The organism is Kribbella ginsengisoli (assembly GCF_039537185.1).
GTDB lineage: Bacteria > Actinomycetota > Actinomycetes > Propionibacteriales > Kribbellaceae > Kribbella > Kribbella koreensis.
Map to the genome: position 1 here is coordinate 12079 of NZ_BAABAA010000024.1, position 18036 is coordinate 30114.

13 protein-coding genes are annotated in these 18036 nt (G+C 68.4%); 2 read left to right on the plus strand and 11 right to left on the minus strand.

The window, feature by feature from the left end:
- Nucleotides 1-41: 41 nt before the first annotated feature.
- Complete coding sequence (locus ABD768_RS41585; RefSeq protein WP_344850305.1) at nucleotides 42-1349, minus strand: glycosyltransferase; 1308 nt, start codon at nucleotides 1347-1349, stop codon at nucleotides 42-44.
- A complete protein-coding gene (locus ABD768_RS41590) occupies nucleotides 1346-3565 on the minus strand; it encodes a glycoside hydrolase domain-containing protein (RefSeq protein WP_344850307.1) in 2220 nt (739 codons plus the stop codon). The genes ABD768_RS41585 and ABD768_RS41590 overlap by 4 nt, the downstream gene beginning before the upstream one ends.
- Nucleotides 3566-3705: 140 nt before the next feature.
- Between ABD768_RS41590 and ABD768_RS41595 the strand changes: the two genes are divergently transcribed.
- Nucleotides 3706-4167 (plus strand): HutD family protein, encoded by a 462-nt coding sequence (locus ABD768_RS41595; RefSeq protein ID WP_344850309.1) that lies wholly within the window; start codon nucleotides 3706-3708, stop codon nucleotides 4165-4167.
- Here ABD768_RS41595 and ABD768_RS41600 read toward each other — a convergent pair.
- From ABD768_RS41600 to ABD768_RS41610, 3 genes are read right to left on the minus strand one after another with little or no spacing between them, the layout of a single operon-like run.
- Nucleotides 4101-4637, minus strand: a complete 537-nt coding sequence (locus ABD768_RS41600) for a GNAT family N-acetyltransferase (RefSeq protein ID WP_344850311.1) — start codon at nucleotides 4635-4637, stop codon at nucleotides 4101-4103. The genes ABD768_RS41595 and ABD768_RS41600 overlap by 67 nt on opposite strands.
- Before the next feature lie 13 nt (nucleotides 4638-4650).
- On the minus strand, nucleotides 4651-5841 hold the full coding sequence (rocD, locus tag ABD768_RS41605; RefSeq protein WP_343974413.1) for an ornithine--oxo-acid transaminase: 1191 nt from the start codon (nucleotides 5839-5841) through the stop codon (nucleotides 4651-4653).
- A gap of 51 nt (nucleotides 5842-5892) precedes the next feature.
- Nucleotides 5893-6351, minus strand: a complete 459-nt coding sequence (locus tag ABD768_RS41610; RefSeq protein ID WP_344850313.1) for a GNAT family N-acetyltransferase — start codon at nucleotides 6349-6351, stop codon at nucleotides 5893-5895.
- A gap of 302 nt (nucleotides 6352-6653) precedes the next feature.
- On the opposite strand from ABD768_RS41610, the gene ABD768_RS41615 reads away from it, so the two are divergent.
- Nucleotides 6654-9728: a hypothetical protein gene (locus ABD768_RS41615; RefSeq protein ID WP_344850315.1), complete on the plus strand. Its 3075-nt coding sequence runs from the start codon at nucleotides 6654-6656 to the stop codon at nucleotides 9726-9728.
- A 262-nt stretch (nucleotides 9729-9990) separates the two neighbouring features.
- Here ABD768_RS41615 and ABD768_RS41620 read toward each other — a convergent pair whose 3' ends face one another.
- From ABD768_RS41620 to ABD768_RS41645, 6 genes are read right to left on the minus strand one after another with little or no spacing between them, the layout of a single operon-like run.
- Nucleotides 9991-12249, minus strand: a complete 2259-nt coding sequence (locus ABD768_RS41620; protein ID WP_344850317.1) for a glycoside hydrolase family 31 protein — start codon at nucleotides 12247-12249, stop codon at nucleotides 9991-9993.
- Entirely contained in the window at nucleotides 12249-13403 is a 1155-nt protein-coding gene (locus ABD768_RS41625; protein WP_344850320.1) for a glycoside hydrolase family 15 protein, read from the minus strand. The genes ABD768_RS41620 and ABD768_RS41625 overlap by 1 nt, the downstream gene beginning before the upstream one ends.
- Nucleotides 13404-13411: 8 nt before the next feature.
- On the minus strand, nucleotides 13412-14668 hold the full coding sequence (locus ABD768_RS41630; protein WP_344850322.1) for an ABC transporter substrate-binding protein: 1257 nt from the start codon (nucleotides 14666-14668) through the stop codon (nucleotides 13412-13414).
- A 24-nt stretch (nucleotides 14669-14692) separates the two neighbouring features.
- The gene (locus ABD768_RS41635) at nucleotides 14693-15517 is read right to left on the minus strand and encodes a carbohydrate ABC transporter permease (RefSeq protein ID WP_343974027.1); all 825 of its coding nucleotides are present in this window, start codon (nucleotides 15515-15517) and stop codon (nucleotides 14693-14695) included.
- Nucleotides 15510-16424 (minus strand): carbohydrate ABC transporter permease, encoded by a 915-nt coding sequence (locus ABD768_RS41640; RefSeq protein ID WP_344850324.1) that lies wholly within the window; start codon nucleotides 16422-16424, stop codon nucleotides 15510-15512. The genes ABD768_RS41635 and ABD768_RS41640 overlap by 8 nt, the downstream gene beginning before the upstream one ends.
- The gene (locus ABD768_RS41645; RefSeq protein ID WP_344850326.1) at nucleotides 16421-17629 is read right to left on the minus strand and encodes an ROK family transcriptional regulator; all 1209 of its coding nucleotides are present in this window, start codon (nucleotides 17627-17629) and stop codon (nucleotides 16421-16423) included. Before ABD768_RS41645 ends, ABD768_RS41640 begins: the two co-directional genes overlap by 4 nt.
- Nucleotides 17630-18036 lie beyond the last annotated feature (407 nt).

Sequence of the window (18036 nt, forward strand, 5' to 3'; positions counted from 1 at the left end):
ACGCCCCCGCCCACTGACCACTTCCGAGTGTCGGAAGGCGCTCAGGCGACGTGGGCGGCCGGCGGCTCGGCGAGGGTGAAGAGGCGGTCGAAGACCGCGACCCGGTCGAACTGCAAGGCGTACGCCCGGGCTTGCTGTTCGGCTGCCGCTCGCTGTTCGGGGGTCCAGTCGCAGACGACCTCGTCGAGCACGGTCCGTAGCGTGGCCGGATCGCGCTGCGGTACGAGCAGGGCCGTGTCACCGACCGCCTCGGGTACGCCGCCGGTCGCGCAGGTAATGATCGGACCGCCGCCGGCGAGCGCCTTCTCGACCAGTGCGATCCCGAACGTCTCGACGAACTCGGGCTGCTCGCGGGTCGGCAGCACGAATGCCGCGCTGCCGGCCATCAGGGCCGGCTTCTCCGCATCGTCCACGTCGGTCAGCACCTGCACCCGCTCGCCGAGGCCCGCGGCCGCCACCCGCGCGACCACCTCGGCCTCGTGCGGCCCGCGCCCGGCCAGCACCAGTCGCACCCGCTCGGCCGACCGCGACCCGGCGTACGCGTCGATCAGATCGTCGATCCCCTTCGCCGACGCGATCCGGGACAGGAACAGCACGTACCCGTCCCGCGAAAGGCCGCGCCGGGCGAGTGTTTCGGTGACGGTGTCGTCGGTGAGAGAGAGGTAGGCCCAGGAATCGACGGCCGGGTAGGAGATGGCGATCCGCTCCCGGCACCGCTGCGCGAACGTCGTGCCGTGCATGCCGTCGAGGGTCGCCGCCGAGGCCACGATCAGATCTTTGGTGTACTCCGAAACGGCCACGCAGTGGTCGGCCTCCAGGTAGACCGACAGGATGTGCGCGGCCGCCCCGAACCGGCCGGTGGTCACGCATTCGCGCACCACGTTGGTGATGTCGGAGCCCACTGCCTCGGCCACCGTGGTGACCCGGGCAGGCCCGATCCGGCGCGCCACCTGGACGGCCTCCTGGACGGCGATCGCATGCGGGCTCAGGTACAACGACATCGCCACCGTGGGCACCCCGTCGCTGAACAGTTCGACCAGCCGCCCGATGAGTCCGGACAGGTAGCGTCCGTCCGGAACCCGGTAGTCGCCGACGGGATCGGGTCGCTCCACGGTGATACCGGGGCTGTACGGCAGCACGCGGTCGAGTGGTTTCATCGGCAGCCCGGCCGCCTCGAGCGCGTCTAGCGGCCAAGTCACGATCCGTACGTCGTCGAAGCCGCGGGTGAGCGCCACCTCCGCGAGGCACCGTGCCTCACCGGAGTGCCCGCAGATCACCGGGTCGGCGCGGACGACGATGACCAGACGGCGGTTGGGTGCGGACGGGACAGGCGTGTCGTCGATGCTCATGCCTCACCTCCAGCGGTGTGCAGCGGGTCGGATGTGGATGGTGGTCTGATCTTGGCGCCCCAGCCGGATGGCCGTGGGCCCAGCTCGATGTGCAGGTTGCGGATGCGGCGCAGTTCGCGGCCGGAGACCCAGGGGCGTTCGAGTGTCCTGCCGTTCACCGCGATGGACTGGACGTAGGAGACCGGTCCGCCTGGCTCGACCGGCTCGAACCCGGTGGTGGTGATCGACAGGTCGCCCTCCGGCAGCCGGATCGTGGATTCCGCCACGGCCGGCGCACTCACCAGGAACAGGTTCTGCCCGGCGACCGGGAACAGCCCGAGCGTCGCCCACACATACCAGGCAGACAGCCCGCCAGAGTCGTCGTTGCCCGGCAACCCACCCCGGCCGGTGCCGAACTGATTCGCGACGGCTGCGTGCACCACCTCGGCGGTTCGGTCCGGCCGTCCCGCGTAGTGGTAGGACCACGGTGACTCGTAGTCCGGTTCGTTGTTCAGTCCCTCGAACCGGCGCAGGGCGTACCCGGCGTCCATCTCGGCCACGCTCGGCCGTACGCCAGGCTGGGTGACCGGTGCGGCCTCGTACCCGAAGAACCGGTCGAGCAGCCCGATGAAAGCCTCGTCGCCGCCGGCCAGCGCGATCCGGGCCCGCATGTCGTGCAGCAGCCGGAAGGAGTAGTTCCACCGGCCGCCCTCGTAGAAGGTCGAGTCGCGCAGCAGGCCGGTGCCCGGGTCGTACGCTGCCCGCCAGCCCTGGGCGAGGTCGCGCATCTGCTTGGCCAGCGTCCGGTCCCGGAGTTTGTGGGCGATGGCAGCGGTGCAGTGGTAGGCGTACGCCAGGTCCAGGGTGTGGCTGATCGGGTGCGCAACACCATGCACCAGATAGTCCTCGCCGTAGGTCCTGCGCAGGTCCATCTCCAGGTGCACCATCGCCCAGTCCCAGTCGATACCGGGCAGGTCCAGCTGGCACAGGTCGGCGAAGAAGGTGTGCGCCAGAGCGCTGCCCTGGCGGGAGAACCGGTCGGCGCCCTTGGCCATCCGGTAGCCGATCGGCAGGTTGCCCTCCTGCTCGGCGATCGACAGCAGTGCGCCGGCCAGCGCGACCGAACGCTGCGGGAACAGGGTGGTCATCAGCGGCAGCTGGGTCCGGTAGATGTCCCACATGGTGCAGATGTCGAACGCGTACGGGCCTTCGGTCGTCCACGACGGGCTCTCGTCCGGGGCGAAACACGGCTTGACCAGCGAGTGGTAGAGCGCGGTGCCGAAGACCGTCGCCTGGTCATCGGACTCCGCCATGATCTCGACCTTGCCGAGGTGGTCACGCCAGCTGGCCGCCGTCTGGTCGCGCCGTCCGGCGAACGTGGCCTGGGATCGGCCGACGTCCGTGTGCAGGTTCTCCCGGGCCTTCTCACACCCGCGCAGGGAGAACCCCAGCCGCACCTCGATGGTCTGTTCGGCCCGCGAGGGACCCATGAACATCAGCCCGAACGGCCGCAGAGTGGTCGGCCGGATGTAGTCGAAGTCGAGGCGGGTGCCGCCGGGCATCAGGCGCCGGTCGTACCAGAGCAGTTGCCGCCAGCCGGGGGCGTCGACCTCCAGGTGCACGGCCAGCGGCACACCCTCGACGTGGATCTCCCCTTGAGCCACCCCAGGCTCGAGCATCGCCAGATGCGCCTTCAACGGCACGGTTCGGCTGTGCGGGATGGCCAGGCCGCCGGTCGAGGCGTCGATGACGATCCGGGCGGCGTCATTGGCCGGGAAGGTGTACCGGTGGACGGCCGATTTGGGGCCGACCGTCACCTCGCAGTGCACCCCTGAGCTCAGCGTCGCTGCGTAGTACCCGGGCTCGGCCACCTCGTCCAGCAGGTCCCATGTGGTGCCCAGGTCGTCAAGCGGGCCCAGCATGGGCGTGACCCGGAAGTAGTTGTAGTACTTGCGGATCGCGCCGGTGCCGGACTGCTGGAAATGGGTGAAGCCGGAGGCGACCGGGCGGTCGTACAGCTGGTCGGGCACACCCTCGGTGTTGAAGTCATACAGGCCGTAACCGGTCGGGTAGGCCCCGGAGTACGGGCAGGCCGACACCATCCCGAACGGGTGCATGGCGCCCGGGTGGGTGTTGCCGGTCTGCGGCTTGGGCCACCACCAGGTCGCTGCCAGGCCCTTCGGCGTGGGCAGGTCGGTGGCGCCGGTCCCGATGAACGGGTCGACGTGCTCGTACATCGGCTCACCGCCTCATGCGGCTGACATGGACCCTCAAGGTAGGCGGACCCCAAGGTAGGAGGGGCATGTTTCAACTGCGGTAACCGGAGAAGACGCGCAGGTTACGAGCGGACCGGGGCCACGCCGATAATCTGTGGTGCATGCCCTCCCGCGTCCTGAGTCCTGATGCCGTCGAGCCCGTTGCTTGGCGCAACGGGGCCGGGGCTACCCGGCAGCTCGTCGATGATCCGGGTGGGTGGCGGCTCAGTGTTGCGGACCTGGAGGTGGATGCGGCTTTCTCGGACTTCACGGGGCTGGACCGGGTGTTTCTGCCGCTGGTCGACGTGGTGCTGAGCATCGACGGGGAGCGTCGGGCGGTGGCGCGGGGTACGGCGGTCGAGTTCCGGGGTGAGGCGAAGGTCGCGGTGGAGCTGGTCGCGGGGCCGGGGCGGGCGGTCAATCTGATGACGGTCCGGGGGCGGTGCAGCGGTGGACTCGCAGCGATCCCGCGCTCGGAGTGGGAGGAGCAGACGGCGCGGTCGGAGTGGGATGAGGGTCAGCCGGGGGTGTTCGTCGACTTGGGTGAGGTGGTCGTCGAGGTGCGGATCTCGTACTCGACCTGATCGATCGGCTCGCCGTCGCCGAAGTCGCGGGTGGTGGTCTCACCGGTCTCCGTGAAGCCCGATTTCGTGTAGAAGCGGCGGGACTGGGGTGTGTCGCGCAGGGTCCACAGGTGGACGCGGCCGAAACCGTCGGCTCGCAGCCGGCGCAGCGTCTCGCTCATCAACGCTCCCGCCACGCCGGTGCCCCAGCCGTCCGGGTGCCCGTAGAAGCTGTTGATCTCGGCGAAGCCCGGCCGGCTCGGCGACGGTACCGACCAGGAGAAGGCCAGGACGCGCCCGTCGACGGCCGCGACCAGCACCAGCCCTTCCGGCGAAGCGACCCGCTCATGCCAGCGGTCCAGCCGGGACTTGATCTGCTCCGCCGCGAACGCTTCGTCGAAGAACGGCGAGTAAGCCGCCTCCCACGAGGCCGCATGCACGATCCCGACCCCCTCACCATCAGCCGCCGTAGCCTGCCGTACCTCGATCATCTGCCCACCCATCTCAGCTCGCGAGCGCCTTGAGTGCGAGCGACAGTCGCTCGGTCATCCAGTCCAGCTCGTCGGTCGTGATCACCAGCGGCGGCGACAACCGGATGGTCGAGCCATGGGTGTCCTTCGCCAGTACGCCGTACTCCGCCAGCTTCTCGCACAGCTCCCGCCCGGTCCCCAGCGCCGGATCAAGATCCAGCCCGGCCCACAATCCGTGCACCCGTAGGCCGACCAGCCCCTGCGCCCGCAACGGCTCCAACCGCTCGCGCAACTCCGGCTCCATCGCCAGCGCGTGTGCCTGCAACTCACCCGGCTCGAGCAGCTTGATCACGGCCCGCCCGATCGCCACCGCCAGCGGGTTGCCGCCGAACGTACTGCCATGCGTCCCAGGCGTGATCACGTCCATCACCGGCCGGTCGGCAACGACGGCCGACAACGGCATGATCCCGCCACCGAGCGCCTTCCCGAGCACGTACACATCAGGCACCACACCGGCCCGCGAGCTGGCGAAGGTCGCCCCCGCCCGCCCCAGCCCGGACTGAATCTCATCCGCCATCATCAATACCTCGTGTCGGCTGCATGCCGAGCGAACCGCCGCCAGGTACCCGTCCGGCGGCACGACGACGCCGGCCTCACCCTGCACCGGCTCGATCAGCACGGCGACGGTCGTCTCGTCGATGGCCGCCTCCAGCGCGGCCGCGTCGCCGTACGGGACCGAGCGGAAGCCAGGCGTGTACGGCCCGAAGCTGTCGTGCGCCTCGGCGTCGCCGGAGAAGCTGATGATGCTGATCGTCCGCCCATGGAAGTTGCCATCAGCAACGATAATGGTCGCCTGCCCGTCCGGCACGCCCTTGACCAGGTACCCCCAGCGGCGGGCCAGCTTGAGCGCCGTCTCGACCGCCTCGGCGCCCGAGTTCATCGGAAGGACCGCGTCCTTACCGGACAATGCGGCCAGTTCGGCACAGAACGGGCCGAGCTGGTCATGGTGAAACGCGCGACTCGTCAACGTCACCCGCCCGAGTTGCTCGACTGCCGCAGCGATCAGCGCCGGATGCCGATGCCCGAAGTTGAGCGCCGAGTAGCCGGCCAGACAGTCCAGGTACCGCTCACCCGACGTGTCGGTGATCCAGACACCCTCCGCGGTCGCGACGGTCACCGGCAACGGATGGTAGTTGTGCGCGCCGTAACTGTTCTCCAGCGCCATCGGATCAGTCACGGATCAACCTCTCGCTCGTAGCTACCTTCCCTGTGCTGCTCACGGTAGTTCCAGTAGCAGCCGCGGCCGTGCCCAACTCACCCGGCCACGCGGCGGCAGCAGGCCCACCCGGGTGGCGCCCATCGCGAGGTAGAACCCTTCGGCCGGCGGATGGGACACGATGTGGATCCGCCGGAGTCCGAGCGCCGCGGCCTCGGTCCGCAGATCGTCCATCAGCATCCGCCCGATCCCGGATCCCTGCCGGTCGTCGGCGGCGAACAGGTAGTCCAGCTCGCCCTCGCCAGGTCCGCCGAGGCCGGGGATCAACAGCGTGTAGAAGCCGGCGACGCCGCGGTCGTCCTCAGCCACCCGGGCCGGGTTGTCCGCCAGGTAGGCGGCGTCGATCGTCTGCTCCACGATCACCGCCCGGTAGTCACCGCCGTACGCCGCGGAGGTCCTCGTCAGCTGCGTGAGCACCGGTCCGTCTGCTGCGACCGCGGCTCTCAGGGTCAACGTCACCCAGGCATCATATGCGACCCAGTCGCACCAAGGGCAAGGCGTCCAGGACCGCGGCCGGCCGCGTGATGGTGGTGCCGAGCCTGTTCGAGACCTTTGCCGAAGGCGGCGTGCAGTCCGGCGCTTTTGCGGACGCGCAGAAGCCCACCGACCAACAGATGGTCGATGGGCTGACGGTGAGGCCCATGCCGGCTGTCGGGGAACTTTATAGCCCGAGCCCTTGTCGGTGACAGCGGAGTGTGCAGCAATGTAACTGCACGTAACGACCGCTGAGCTGTGGGGGCGAATGGGCAATGGTCGCGGTGGTGGGGGAACCTGTGGTGCAGGCAGTGGTGGAGGAGGCGCCGGAGCCTGCTGATTTCCGGTGGGTGGGGGCGATTCTGGCCGGGCTGACGGCAGTCTGGCTGGCGATGAACGAGATCAGCCTGCTGGCGGCGGGGTTCCTCGCCGAGGGCGGCTCGTCGTGGGCCTTCAACGGGATGAGCGGACCGCTGGCCCTGAAGCAGTACAGCGGCTGGCACGACAAGCTCACCGGCGAACAACTGGACGGCTGGTTGCCTTTGCTGGCGATCTACCTGGTGCTCGACCTCGTCTTCATCGCCATCTATGTGCCGGCCCTGCGACGCTTCATCGCCACCGGCCCGGTGCTGGTACTAGCCGGAATCGACGTGGTGGAAGACCTCCTCATGTACTGGCTGGGAAGCCGGCGCTGCGGCGCGGGTGACTGTGTGCCGGCCGCGTCCGCGGTCATCCTGGCAGTGGTCACGACACTGAAATGGCTGGCGTTCCTTGCCGTGCTCTTCCTCCTGGTCCGCGACCACTGGTCGACGATCAAGGCAGCCGTACCGCGGATCCGCCGCGCACTGTGGATCCAGCGCTTCAGCCTGCTCGCGTTCCTGCCACTCGGCCTGCTCGCGATCGTGCCCGGTACCGACGTCCTCGACCAGCTGCCGGACGTCCAGCGCAGATGGCTCGACAACGGCACCGGCGTCGGCCAGGCGCTCATCGCCGCCTTCCTGTACTACGCGGTGCTGCTGCCCGCGATCTTCCTGCTCGGCCGGCTCCGCGCCGACTGGGCCGTCCGGCGGGTCCGCGGTGAGGACCACGAATGGCCCTTCTACAACCAGAACGGGGACAAACGCCGGCACAACTTGATGCTCTGGCTGATCGGGCCGATCCTGTTGCCGGCCATCGCGGTCGTGATCGCGGTGTCCGGTCAGGGTGAGGTGTTCAAGCGGCGGCTGATCGTGTTCTGCCTGATCCCCCTGCTGGTGCTGGGGCTGTCGCAGCTTCTCCGGGACAGGCCTGGCGTGCATCCGAAGGCGTTGCGGCCGGTCGGCAGCTGGTTCCCGCGCGACGTGATGATCGCCGGCGACATGATCTCGGTGACCGCGGTCTCGCTGGGCGGTCTGGGGATGGTCCGCGCGTTCGCCGCGCTGGCGGCAGGCGATGCGGTGGGTCTGTTCGATTCGTCGTACGCCGTGCATCCGACGGTGGCGCTGGTGACCGGTGTGGTGCTGGCGATCGGTACCTGGCTCGTCTCCTGGCCGGTGCTCAAGGCAATCAAGAGGTGGGGGCAGCCGGAGACCACGGGAGTGCTCGGCTGGTACGGGCGGATCGCGACGCCCGGCGTGAATCCGAGTGGTGCGACCGTGGTCGACGTGGCGCCGCGGAGCAAGATCCGGGTCGGGTTCGTGCTCGGTGCGAGTGCCGCGATGCTGTTGCTGGGGTTGTTCCCGCGGCGGTTCGCCGACGCTCTCGGCGTACTGGCGTCGACGCTGCTCGCGCTGGCGACGCTGGTGATTCTGGTCGGGGTGATCGTCGCCTACGCCCAAGAGCGACAGCCGCCGGAGGTCTTCCAGACCAAGTGGTTGCGGATGCGTGCGACGCCGATCATCAGCCTGCTGGTCTTCGCGATGGTGGCGACTGCGCTGATCGGCGGCAAGACCGAGGTCCATCCGTTGACGGGCACTGGCGCGCTGCCTGATCGGCCGACCATGCAGAAGGCGTTCGACGCGTGGGTGGCTCAGGCGGGATGCACGGTGCCATTGGATGGTGGGCTCAGTCTGCGGCCGATGATGATGGTGGCCGCGGAGGGTGGTGGCATCAGAGCGACGTACTGGACTGCTTCCGCGCTCGAGACGCTCAGTAGCTCGGGCACTGGGTGTGCGAAGAAGTCGGTGCTGTTCTCGGGTGGGGCGAGTGGTGGCGCGTTCGGGCTGACCGTTGCGCGGTACACGGACAAGCCGTTGGCGGCGGTCAAGGCGATGGCGGGGCATGAGGCTCTCGGGGCCGCGACGATCTCGTTGCTGTCGAGCGATCTGCTGGCCAGTACGGTGGGGCTGCGTTTCGATGCTGCCGCGGAGTACCGGACACCGTCGCGCCAGCCGCTGGACCGGGCCGGGCTGATGGAGACGGCTTGGGAGCGGAAGGTTCCTGAGCTGCGTCGGCCCTTCCTGCCGGACGACGGGAATGCTGACGGGGCGATGACCGGGCAGCTGATTCTGACTACCTCGGCTGTTCGCAATGGGTGCCGGGCGCTGGTCAGTCAGGTGGATCTGAGCGAGGGGGCCCGGTCCGCGGATGGCGCGCCGGTGTGTGGAGCCGGGGTGGCTGGGGCACACGACTACGACCTCTTCGCTTCGTACGGCCGTACTGCGGAACGCTCCGACGCGGGCTGTCTCGGCAACCCGCAAGCGCTGACTGCTGGGTTGCTGGCCTCTCGCTTCCCGTATGTGACGCCGTCCGGGGTAGTCGGCAGCTGTGGTGAGCTCAAGCCGGCGCAGTTGGTGGATGGTGGGTACACCGACAACACGGGGATCGGGACGATCGTCGATCTCGCGCCGTCGTGGGGTGCTCTCGTCCGCGCGCACAACGACAAGGTGCTTACTGCCGGTACTGGCGAGGTCATCGTGCCGCTGGTCATCTACATCGAGAACGGCACCGGCAAGGACTACAGCGTCGGCAACGACGACCCGGTCGACGGCATCGGCAACACCTTCAAGCCCGGTACGAATCTGCCGGCCGTACCGGAGCTGTTGGTGCCTCCGGCAACCAAACTCATCTCGGCCAAGGAGGACGGCACGAACGACCGGGCCTTGCTCCGAGAGGCTCGGACGGCCGCGGCCGCCCAGCTCTGCTCGGAGTCATCCGCCTGCGCGACCCTCCGTGGCGACCTGCCCAACCTCGTCTACGTCATCAGCCAAAGCACCCAGCCGTCCTTGTCCGCGCCACTCGGCTGGACCCTCTCGCAATCCAGCCAGAACGACCTCGACCAGGACCTGGCCCTGCAACGGCAGAACCAATGCGGTCCCACCTGCCCCGGCTACGGAACCCTCAAAGACCTCCTCACCACCCTGGGCCAGGACCCGCACGCGTAATCGGCACCCTCGTCCTCGGAGCCCCACGCACGCACAACCCTCGCCAGTCGCCCCGACACGCCGGGGTAAGCGGTTGCCTGCCGAGTTGTGTGTGCGTGGCGCTCCGGCCGTTGTCCCAAGCAACCAATCCCAGCGCCGGTCGCCCGACGCGAGGTTGGGGAGGATCGTCACCGAGACCGGGGAGGCAAATCTCCCGATTCGGGGGCAAAATCCGCCCCAGCCCCCGCGAAGGGGTCCGCCCATCGGAGTGGTCGCGCGGGGCCTAGCTGAAGATGGGGGTGAGGGCTGGCCAGCGGTCGGCTCGGCAGTAGACGGGGACGAGGTCCAGCGGGACGTCTCGGGTGACCAGGCCGGGCTGGACCGGATCGCCTGTCCAGGCGTCGATCCAGTCGCCTGCCGGGAGGTAGGTGGTCCAGGTGGTGGCGCCCGGGTCGAGCACGGGGTTGATGAGGAGGTCGTTGCCGAGGAGGTACTGGTAGGGGTGGTTCCAGATCTCCTCGTCGGTGGGGTGGTCGAAGAAGAGGGGGCGCATGAGCGGGCGGTCGGTGGTGATGGTGAGGGCGGCTTGTTCGGTCAGGTACGGGACCAGGCGCTCGCGGAGTTCGGCGTACCGGCGGAAGAGCGGGACGATGCGGTCGTCGCCGGTGGTTTCGGCGACGTGCCACGGGGTGCGGTCGCGGAGGGGGAGCTGGTGGTGATTGAACTCCGAGTGGTACTGCATGATCGGCATGAAGACCGAAGCCGCCGCGGCGCGTAGATAGAGCTCGGCGTCGGGGACCGGTCCGGAGAAGCCGGCCAGATCCCAACCCCAGTAGACGATTCCGCAGGACGCCGCGGACAGCCCAGCAGTGACCGAGGCGCGGAATGCCTCCCAGGTCGAGTCCTCGTCGCCGGCCCAGAAGATGCCGTGCGCCTGCGATCCGGTGAACCCGGCGCGAGAGAACGTCACGGGCGCCTTGCCGACCGACCGGAGCAGGTCACCGAAGGCGCGGGCGTAGTGCACCGGGAACAGGTTGTTGCCTTCGTCGCCTCGTTTGCCGTCGGCGTACTGGAGATCGTGCCCCCATGCATGCTCGCCACCGTCGGTCTTGAAGCCGTCCACGTCGAGATCGTCGACGAGGTACCGCCGCTTCTGCGTCCACCAGTCGCGCGTGCGCTGGGTCGACAGATCCGGCATCAGCGCCTTGGGGAACCACCAGCCACGGTTGTGGTACGCCGTACCGTCGGCTTCCAGTACTGCGTGCCCTTCCCGCACCATCGCTTCCGCGTCGGCCGCCACTTGACCCGTACTGAACTCCGTCTTCTGCAACGGAATCTGCCACAGAATCACCTTGATCCCGCGCGCATGCAACTCATCGATCATCGCCTTCGGATCAGGCCACGCACCGTCCGCCCGATACTCGAAGTCTCCCGCGCTGTGTGCCTCCCCATCCGCGTTGACCTCATAACGGGCATCCCTCCAGATGGTGATCCCCTCTTCATCGCTCCAGGCCTCGATCACCACCGCCCCCACCGGAATCGCCAGATCCCGATGAGCATCCATCCGGGCCATCACCAGCTCCTGGGTATTCCACTCGTTCCCCGAAGCCCATAGCCGGAACACCCACTCCGGCAGTTCCTCGGCCCGCCCGGCCTCATCCAGGAACTGCTTCAGTACGACGTCAGCCGACCCCTCATAAATCCCCAGGTCAACCACCGCTTCATCACCCAAAGCCACCTCGACAACCAGCTTGTCGCCCTCCGACGAGTACCAGGTCCGCCGAGAAGTCCGCACATGAAACCCCCACCCGTCCCCACCCACCACATGCGCGAACGGCATCGGCATGTACGTCCGCCCATGCACCCCCTGCGACTTGTACTGCTCGAACACCACCGCATCCAGCGTCTTCCCCCGCTGATCCAGAGCGTCATACCGCTCCCCAAACCCCACGAGGTGCTCACCGTCCGCCAGGCGCAGGGCGAACCGAGCCCGGTGAACCCCTTGCGAGGAGGTCAGCCACTCGATCCCACTGACCCGATCACCCCCACCCCGCAACTCCCCACCAGTTGCGCTCCAGCTAGCCGGAGAGACCTCGAACCATTCCGTGCTCTCAACCAACCCGAGGTTGGTGTGGGTGGAAGAGGCCTCGCCCCCGACGCCTGGGCCCGTCGGCCCGGCGAGGCTGTGCGCAGCTCCGGCGCCGGCTGACGCCGGTTCGCGGTAGGCGTGGAAGCGGTACTTGACTGGCTCTGACAGCGGCGGTGTGACCACGGACCAGCCGCCGTCGCCACCGAGTGCGCTGGCTTGGGCTTCGGCCAAGTGGCCCTCACCTCCTGCCAGCGCTGCGGCCTCCGCGGCGTTCGCCTCGGCCGGCGAGAGATGCAGTTCGGTGGAGCCCCACTCGCAGACCACCCGGGTGATGTCGGGGGAGACGACTACGCCGAGGTGGACCTGCTGGCCGGTCAACGGCTGGACGGGGATGCGTTGGTCGGGGGAGGTGGCGTAGGGGTGTTCTATGCCGTGGGGGCGATGGGTGAGCATCAGGCGTCCTTGCTTTCGAGGTAGTCAGCGATGGTGAAGCCGAGTTCGTCGGCGAGGATCAGGTACATGCCGTGGGACCACAGCAGCGGGCTGGCGACCGGTCCCCAGCGGGCTACCCATTCGTTGCGGGAGCCGGGGTGGAGGAGGTGATGAGGGACTTGCTCGGGGAGGTCGCCGTGCTCGTCCACCTGGTCGGCTATCCAGCGGAGGTGCTTCAACGCACCAGCTGTGTCGCCGGCAGCGGCTAGGTTCCAGCCGAGGAGGGCGGAGAGCAGGATCCACTGGCCACCGCCGTAGAAGACGTCGGCGGTGAAGCGATGCACGCCGCCGTCGAAGTCGAGGTCCTTCGCGACGGCCGCTCGTGTCATGGCCGCCAGTGAGTCGTCGGGAGAGACCAGGCCGAACGGCACGATGCAGGCCGGCAGCGAACCGTCGACCGCCGAACTGCCGAGCCACTTCACCAGATGCCCGTCGACGATCCCTTCTGCCGTCACCAGCGACCGGATGTCGGCGGCAACCTTCAACGCCGCCGCCGACCAAGGCGCCGACCGCAACGACGAGCAGGTGCCGACAGCAACCAATCCACCATGGATCGCGCCGAGCGTCGACACGTGCCGGTGCTCGACGTGCTCCTCCCACCAGTCGTAACAAGGCCGGTCCCAGAACGCCACCAGGTAGTCGACCGCAACATCGATCCCTTCCCGCCAGCGCGCCAGATCCAGCCCGTGCCGCGCCGCGTGAGTGACCACCGACCACAGCCACATCCCGTAGCCGTCGGTCTGGAAGTCCCACCAAGGATCCGACCCGTCCTCACCGTCGAAGGTGAACCGCGTCGGCAGCATCGCCTCGTTCGACGGCACCTCACCCCGGGCGAGCGCCGCGCGCAGGTCGTCCACCTGCCCGCGCCGCCGCCGCAGTACGCCGTCGACCCAGTCGTGGAACCGGCCGGCCGACGCGACATCGCCGTACCGGGAGATCCCCTCGGCGGTGAACGAGCCGTCGCGCAACCACGCATACCCCTTGTACGCCGAGAAGGTCGGCGAAGCGGGATAGGCGCCACCGGCATCCTGGTACTGCGTGATGACGGCGTGACTGTGCTCGGCCAGTGCCCGCAGCCGGGTCAGCTCTTGCAGGTCAGGGGCGGGAGAGATCATCGGTTCCTTCACTTCTTGAGCAGGCCATTGACCTTGGTCTGGGCATCCGCGAGCGCCTTCTCGACCGGCTTGCGACCGGCCGCGGCAGAGGTCAGCTCGGCGGTGACCAGGTCCTGCATCTCCTGCTGACGCTCGATCACCGGCGGCAGCACGGTCTCCTCCAGCGCAGAGAACACTGCCTTGCGGTTGGCGGGCTTCTTCTGGTCGAGGTACGGCGCGAGCTTCGCCTCGTCAGCCACCGGCGGCAGCTCCCACGAGGTCGCGAGCCGGGTCTTGGTGGTGTCGTCCGAGGAGGCCAGGAAGGTCACCCACTTCTGTGCCGCGTCCGCGTTCTTCGAGGCGGCCGACACGACCAGCCCGTTCACGAACATCGCCGACGCCTTCTTGGTGTTGCCCGGCTCGACCACGACGTCCCAGTCGAACGGCGCCTGCGCCATCGCGCTGAACATCCAGATCCCGGTGTGCCACATCGCGAGCTTGCCCGACTTGAACAGCTTCGAGTCGAAGTCCGGCGTACCGGCGCCGTCGGCCTCGGTCGGCATCGTCTTGCCGACCTTGTCGATCAGGAACTTCGCCGCCTCGACCCCCTGCGGGGAGTTGAAGGTCGCCTCGGTCCGGTCGGCGTTCAGGAACTCGCCGCCGTTCTGGGCGAGCACCTTGTAGAACTCGTTGTACGAGACCGGCTGGTAGTCACCCCAGACCTTCGCGCCCTTGTCGGTCAGCTTCGCCGCGGCCGCCTGCTCGTCCTTCCACGTCCACGCGTCGGTCGGCTCGGCCACGCCGGCCTTCTTGAACAGCGCCTTGTTGTAGAACAGCACGACGTTCGAGAACGACTCCGGTACGCCGTACTGCTTGCCGCCGTCGTTGAACGCGTCCACCAGCGACTTCTTGTACGCCGCCGTGTCGACCCCCTTGAGCTCGGCCAGCGAGCCGTTCTTCGCGTATGTCACGAAGTTCTCGTAGTTGAGTTCGAACGCGTCGGCCGCGGTGCCACCAGCCACCGAGGTCTGCAGCTTCGTGAAGTAGTCCGCGTACGGAACCGTCTCGACCTGGACGGTGATGTTCGGGTTGGCCGTCTGGAAGGCGTTGACGATCGCCGTCAGGTCCTTCTCGTGGCCGTCGTTGGAGGAGAAGTTCATGTACCGGACGACGCTCTTGCCCTCCGGCGCGGCGGCTTGCTTGGTCGCCGAGCCCTGCCCGCAGGCTGTCAGCGTGAGTGCGAGCGCGGCGGTCAGTCCGAGGCCCACTGTCTTGAGATGGCGCATGGCGGTTTCCTTCGCTTTCAGGGGTTACTTGATGCCGGTGTGGGCGACACCGGCGATGATGTGGCGCTGCGCGAGCAGGTACACGATGGCGATCGGGACGATCGAGACGACGGAGCCCGCCATCACGACATCCCACTGAGTGGTGAACTGGCCCTGCAGGGTGGACAGGCCGAGCGGGAGCGTCATGAACTCCGGCGACCTGATCACCACCAGCGGCCAGAGGAAGCTGTTCCAGCTGCCCATGAACGCGAACACGGCGACGGTCGCCAGCGCGGGCCGGATCAGCGGCAACACGATCGTGGTGAAGATCCGCAGATGGCCGGCGCCGTCGATGGTGGCCGCCTCGTCCAGCTCCATCGGGACGGCGGTCACCGCCTGGCGGAGCAGGAACACCCCGAACGCCGACGCGATCGTGGGCGCCAGCAGGGCGAAGTACGTGTCCTGCAGGTTGAAGGTCTTCATCTCGATGAACAGCGGGACGACGAGCACCTGCAGCGGCACCATCAGCGTCGCCAGGTAGAAGCCGAACACGACGTTCTTGAGCGGGAAGTGCAACCGGGCGAACCCGTACGCCGCCATCGACCCGGTGATCAGCTGGAGCACCGTCGACGCGATCGCGATGCCGAGCGAGTTGACGATGATCCGCCAGATCGGGATCGCGTCGACCAGCGTCCTGTACGCGTTGAGCGTCGGGTTGTCGACGACCAGCTTGGGGCCGTCGGCCAGTGAGCCCTCCGGAGTGATCGACGTGATCACGGTCCAGAGGAACGGGAACAGCATGATCGCGGCGCCGGCCAGCACAGCGGCGTACAGGGCGATCTTCGCAGGGAGGGATCTGGTGTCACGCATAGTGCACCCACCGGCGCTGGCCGCGGATCTGGAAGACGGTGATCAGCAGGATGACGGCGAACAGGATCCAGGACAGCGCGGACGCTTCACCAGCGCGTCCGTACCGGAAGGTCAGGTCGTAGATCTGCCCGACCACCACCTGGCTGGAGCCTTGCGGGCCGCCGCCGGTCATCACGTAGACCTGGTCGAAGACCTGGAAACCGTTGATCAGGGAGATCACCACCACGAAGAAGGTCGACGGGGAGAGCAGTGGGAGGGTGACGCGCCAGAAGCGCTGCCAGGCGCTCGAGCCGTCCACCTTCGCGGCCTCGTAGAGGTCGGACGGGATGGCCTGCAGACCGGCGAGCAGGATGACCATCACGAAACCGAGGTCCTTCCACGCCGAGCTGAGGATGACGGCGGGCAGGGCCCAGTGCGGGTCGGTCCACCAACCGGGCTGGGGGACGCCGACCGCGCCGAGGACCTGGTTGACCAGGCCGTTCGTCGGGTTGAGCAGCCACTTCCAGACCAGCGCGACGACGACCCAGCTGGTGACGACGGGGAGGAAGTAGGTCGCCCGCAGGAACGAGCGGCCCCTGAGCTTCTGGTTGAGCGCCAGTGCGAGGCCGAGCCCACCGGCGTACACGATCGGGAGGTAGCCGGCGACGTAGATCAGGGTGTGCAGGAAGACCCGGCGGGTGTTCTCGTCGGTCAGCAGGTTGGTGTAGTTGCCGAGGCCGACCCACTCCATCGGCGAGATCAGGTTCCACTTGTGCAGGCTCACCCACAGCGAGGAGACCATCGGCACCAGCGTGAAGACGAAGAGCGGGATCGCGCTCGGCAACAGGAAGAACAGCACCCAGCCGAGCCGCTTCCAGCCACCCGGCCGCTTGGTCCGGCGGCGGGTGACGGTCGCGTTCGCCTTCATCGGGTCTCCAGCCGGGCGCGGACGAGCCGGCTCTGCTCGCCGCCGTTGCCGGCCGAGTCGAACGGGGAGCTCAGCACCAGCGACGCCGCGCCGCGGGCCCACTGGTCCTCCGTCCACGGCTCCACCATCACCGGTACCGCGCGCCGGGCCGGTAGCAACGATCGCCGGAACGACGGCTCGAACCCGGTCTGCCAGAACTCCCATCCGTCCACTCCCTCACCCATCAGCACGACGACCTCGGGGTCGACCGTGTGGATCACGCCGGCGAGCGCCCGGCCGAGCATGCCGCCGGCTTCCTCGAAGATCTGCTGTGCCGCGACGTCGCCGGTCGTTGCTGCCCGCAACAAAGTGGCGAGCGTGCCGCGCGGTCCGATCGCCTTGCGGGCGCGGGCGGTCCGGGCGATGCCTTCCGCGCCGATGTACGCCTCGAGGCAGCCGGCCGAGCCGCAGGTGCACGGCGGCTGCTCGGTCCCTGGCGACCAGACCGGGATGTGGCCGATCTCGCCGGCGCCTCCGTTGGCGCCCCGGTAGATGCCGCCGTCGACGACGATGCCGCAGCCGATGCCTCGCCCGATCGTGACGACCAGGTACGCCGAGTGCGCGCGCCCGATTCCGTACAGCCGCTCGGCCGCGGCGAGGGTGTTGACGTCGTTGTCGACCAGGACGGGGGTGCCGATCGCGGAGCGCAGTACCGGTCCGACGGGAGCCGACTGCCAGCCGAGGGTCGGGGCGTCGACGATGCCGGAGGCCTGCGAATCGACAGCACCCGGTACGCCGACGCCGACGCCGAGCAGCCGGTCGTCGAGCTCGGCCACCTGCTTGGCGAGGATCTGGCCGAGGCGCTCGATCGCGTCGGGAGCTGCCGGGTCGTACTGCAGCTCGGTCGACGAGCGGACGGTGCCGTCCAGCTCAACGGTCACCACCGCGACGTGATCGGCGGTTACCTTGGCGCCGAGCGCGACGCCGGCGTCGCGGACGAGCCCGAGCAGGCGCGCCGGGCGGCCGCCCTTGGACGGTACCGACTCCAGCTCCTCGATCAGCCCGCGGGCGATCAGGTCCTTGGTCACCTGGGTGACCGTCGCCGGACTCAGCCCGAGCCCCTTGGCGATCTCGGTCCGCGAGGTCGGCCCCTGGGTCCCCAGCAACCCGACGATCCCCGACGGCACCAGATCACCGCGGGGGATCGGACCCTGTCCACTCGCCACGTTCACTCCCGACTTACTTCGCCACTAAATTTAGCCAAAAAGTAAGCCCCCGGCGGAGACGTGTCAAGGGTTCACCTCACCGCGCCCAGCCGCTCACCCTCGGCGATCGACCACCAGCCCGCCCCGAACACGCAACGCTCCGCCCGCGCGCGCACTGCCTCTACGCGCCCCACACCACGCCGCCCACACCTCACCCCGACCGGATCGGCCCGAAGCCCAGGAGTCGGTTGCTGGGGGCAACGGGCGAAGCGCCGGCCCGTCAAAGCCTCCTGGAGTGGCGTTGGTCTTGGCGTGTCGAGGTGGTCCTGCGGGCGTTTGATGGCGCGGCGGTCCGCCGTCGCTCGGGCCGGTCCGCCAGTGCACACCAAACCCACTCGGCAATCGCTTACCCCGGGCGTGTCGGGGCT

Bases quoted from the DNA above. Each gene is read 5' to 3' on its own strand.
- ABD768_RS41585 (WP_344850305.1), bottom strand. From the start codon at position 1,349: ATGAGCATCGACGACACGCCTGTCCCGTCCGCACCCAACCGCCGTCTG.
- ABD768_RS41590 (WP_344850307.1), bottom strand. From the start codon at position 3,565: ATGTACGAGCACGTCGACCCGTTCATCGGGACCGGCGCCACCGACCTG.
- ABD768_RS41595 (WP_344850309.1), top strand. From the start codon at position 3,706: ATGCCCTCCCGCGTCCTGAGTCCTGATGCCGTCGAGCCCGTTGCTTGG.
- ABD768_RS41600 (WP_344850311.1), bottom strand. From the start codon at position 4,637: ATGATCGAGGTACGGCAGGCTACGGCGGCTGATGGTGAGGGGGTCGGG.
- rocD (WP_343974413.1), bottom strand. From the start codon at position 5,841: ATGGCGCTGGAGAACAGTTACGGCGCGCACAACTACCATCCGTTGCCG.
- ABD768_RS41620 (WP_344850317.1), bottom strand. From the start codon at position 12,249: ATGCTCACCCATCGCCCCCACGGCATAGAACACCCCTACGCCACCTCC.
- ABD768_RS41625 (WP_344850320.1), bottom strand. From the start codon at position 13,403: ATGATCTCTCCCGCCCCTGACCTGCAAGAGCTGACCCGGCTGCGGGCA.
- ABD768_RS41630 (WP_344850322.1), bottom strand. From the start codon at position 14,668: ATGCGCCATCTCAAGACAGTGGGCCTCGGACTGACCGCCGCGCTCGCA.
- ABD768_RS41635 (WP_343974027.1), bottom strand. From the start codon at position 15,517: ATGCGTGACACCAGATCCCTCCCTGCGAAGATCGCCCTGTACGCCGCT.
- ABD768_RS41640 (WP_344850324.1), bottom strand. From the start codon at position 16,424: ATGAAGGCGAACGCGACCGTCACCCGCCGCCGGACCAAGCGGCCGGGT.